1 protein-coding gene and 1 pseudogene are annotated in these 3,216 nt (G+C 38.0%); both read right to left on the bottom strand.

Annotated elements, in window-relative coordinates; translation table 11 throughout:
- Positions 1-886, bottom strand: a pseudogene (locus F6K22_RS36895) (carboxypeptidase M32); the annotation flags it as partial.
- 1,801 nt (positions 887-2,687) lie between these two features.
- Positions 2,688-3,216: tetratricopeptide repeat protein (locus F6K22_RS36890; RefSeq protein ID WP_293109696.1), on the bottom strand; the 529-nt coding region annotated here is incomplete at its 5' end.

Raw genomic sequence — 3,216 nt, 5'->3', positions numbered from 1 at the left:
CGCTAGAACTTCCTTCAGCAAGGGGAGTACCCTCTAATTCCAGAGCGATACCTTGTTCATATAGGGCATGGCCTACTTCATGGATGGTACTAAATAGAGCTTCAGTAAAGTTATCTTCATACACGCGGGTCGTAATACGAACATCCCCAATAGAAAAGCTAGAGGTAAAGGGATGGGGTGTTTCATCTTGTCGCCCCCGTTGAAAGTCAAAGCCAATACGTTCGATGACACTATGCCCAAACTTTAGTTGTTGTTTTTTTGGATAATGTTGATACAGACAAGAGTCGTCTATGGGTGGCGCGGAGGTAATAGCTTCAACAATGGGTAGTAATTTTTGGCGCAGCTCCTTAAATAGAGGGCGGAGGATGGAGACTGTCATGCCTTCGTCTACAAAGTCGATGAGGGGATCGGCAATATGTTGGTAGGGGAAAAAGCTGGCTAGTTCCTGACTTAGCTCTAATGTTTTTTCTAAGTACGGTTGTACTATAGAGAAGTCTTTGAGTGATTTGGCCTTAACCCAGGTTTCATAAGATACAGCTTGGTGTTGGGAAAATTTAGCCATAAATTCTGAGGGGACTCGGATGGCACGCTCATAGTCTCGGCGAGTAACGCGGATCAGGCTAGCTTCTGTGCAGTCGTAGGGGAGGCTTTTTTCGTAGGGGCGGAGGTCTTCGAGCAGTTGGCCTATGGTTGGGTCGGTAAATTTTTCATGGGCAAATTCTTTGAGGGTGGCTATTTGTCGGCCTCTGGCATAAGTTCCTCCAGTGGGCATATAGGTGGTTTGGTCCCAATTTAGTACGCAGGCGGCGACTTCTAAGTCTTGTATTTGGCTAAGACGGTTTTTGAGTTCTAGATATTTTGGTTCACAAAGACTAATGGTTGACATAATGAGGATATAATGTTATGTGGTTTGAGTTGTATTAATGTTTTGGTTATTAGGTGGGGTTAACGACCGTTAACCGTAAACTGTAGAAAATTTGATAGAATAGTATAAAGGCAAAAACCAAGCTTCAAAATTTAACGGCTTGACAACCGGAACAAAACTCTTAAGAGTGGGAGACCTGTGACAAGGTGACTGGGTATATCCACAGCTTGTTAAATTTCCTGAAAATAGCGGAGTAGAGTAGCAAAGCAGTCAAATCCATTAATTTCAAAGTTAGTTTTTTTTGAAACAGGGCGAGTTGCGCCCTATTTCAAGTCTGTGGACAGAGTGCTGCCGAAAATTCTGGTTAAAGCAGGAAACAAACTCTCTATTCTTCGGATGGGGTTAAACTAGAAGCAATTTTCTACAGTTTCGTATAACGGTTAAATATATTAGGTTTATGGTAAACTGGTTCTTTACCTAATTCAGTATAAGTATAGGCAAGTTTACACTTTTGATTTTTTTTAGGAGTTAGGAGTCAGTAGGAGCGGAAATTCCTGAATAGTTGCAGGCGATTTGACTGCAACTATATTTTTTGAATTTCGTCTAAGTATAACAAGTATCATAGTCGTGAGATACAAAGTTTTGGGTTGTAGGGAACGGGGAATAGATTAAACAAGAAAAATAGATGTATTTTACTTAGGGTTTGCTGAATAAAGTCTTATAGGTGAGGGGAGGAGACAGGAGACAGGAGACAGGAGACAGGAGAAATGGATAATTTAGAGGAGTTAATCGAATATTTTATCCCTCAATTTTTCTGCAATTATTCTCCTGAGAACCCTAACTTTCTGGTTGCTCAAGCTGAAAAACCCAGACTTTTTTGAGTCAAAAAAAGCCTAAAACTTTTATCTATCAATGCTTTTAGATTTTATCGGTAAGCCCTAACTAATCTAAGAAAAGCTAGATTTTCTTGATAATTTAGATAGGGATAAATTTTTTGTTTAGCGATCGCTTTTCAAGAACAGGACTTAGGCAAAGCTACTAGATATAGAGTTCAAAAACTATAACGTTATAGTTTTTAACGCTATATATGTTGTCTGGTGCGTAAGTCCTAAAGAAGTCAGAAGTAATTCCTGAATGAGTTTGAGTATTTATAGCGCTAGGGAATAGGGAATAGGGAATAGTAGAGTTTTAAAGGGTTTCAGGATTTATTAATTTCCTAACCTTAATGCGTAACGCTATATACAATGTCTGCCTCTTATTTGTGTAGCGCTATAAGAGGGAAGAGAGAATATAAAACAAAGTGGTATTGGTGTAGAAAGTTTGGGGTGAGTTTTTTGTGTGGTGTAGCTCACTTTTTCGATTATTTGCCTAGTAATATTGATGATTTATTATTGGGTTTCTGTGTGGGAGTTATCTGTCTGGGAGAGCAAGGCTTTTATCTGAGGATTTTCTGATAATTTTGCTGCGTCTGCTAATAGTTTCTCACCCCAATGTTCTTTTTTCAGATGTTATAAGTTACTTAAACTTTTAGTAGGTTGGGTTGAGGAACTGAAACCAAATATACCAACATATAAGTTATAGTATTTTTGATTGGGTTAAGGGAAAGCGGAACCAAACCTATGACTCAGCAAGTAAGGCTTTTATCTGAGGATTTTCTCATAATTTTGCTGCATCTGCTAATAGTTTTTCACCCCAATTTTCTTTTTTGAGGCGTTGTAAGTTACTTAAACTTTTAGTAGGTTGGGTTGAGGAAGCGAAACCAAATATACCAACATATAAGTTATAGTATTTTTGATTGGGTTAAGGGAAAGCGGAACCAAACCTACGATTCAGGGAGTAAGGCTTTTATCTGAGGATTTTCTAATAATTTTGCTGCATCTGCTAATAGTTTCTCGCCCCAAAGTTCTTTTTTCAGGCGCTGTAAGTTTCCCCAAGTTTTATCTAATTTTAGTGCTGCTTCAGCCATTGCTAAACCTTGTGGAATTTCACCTTTGTTGTAGAGGGTAACTCCTATTGCTAATTTAGGTTCCACAAATTGGTTATTAATTTCAAGCGCAGTTTGCCAATTTTCTATTGCTTCATTTATTTTTCCCATTTCATATTTAACTAAGCCAAGGTTACTAATAGAGCTTTTATAATCAGGTTGAATTTCTAGAGACTTTTCATAGGCAGTAATTGCTTGTTGATAAAATTTTAACTGCAAGAAGACATTACCTTTATCAAACCAAGCATAGTGAAAATCTGGTTGAATTTCTATAGCCTTTTCATAAGCAGCAAGAGCCTCTTCATATCTTTCTAATTTTCTCAGTGCATTGCCTTTATCATTCCAAGCATAGTGAAAATCTGATTTA

The sequence above is a fragment of the Okeania sp. SIO2F4 genome, from assembly GCF_010672385.1.
Lineage (GTDB): Bacteria > Cyanobacteriota > Cyanobacteriia > Cyanobacteriales > Microcoleaceae > Trichodesmium.
The sequence above is the reverse complement of the archived record's forward strand: the minus strand, read 5'-3'. Positions and strand labels throughout refer to the sequence as shown.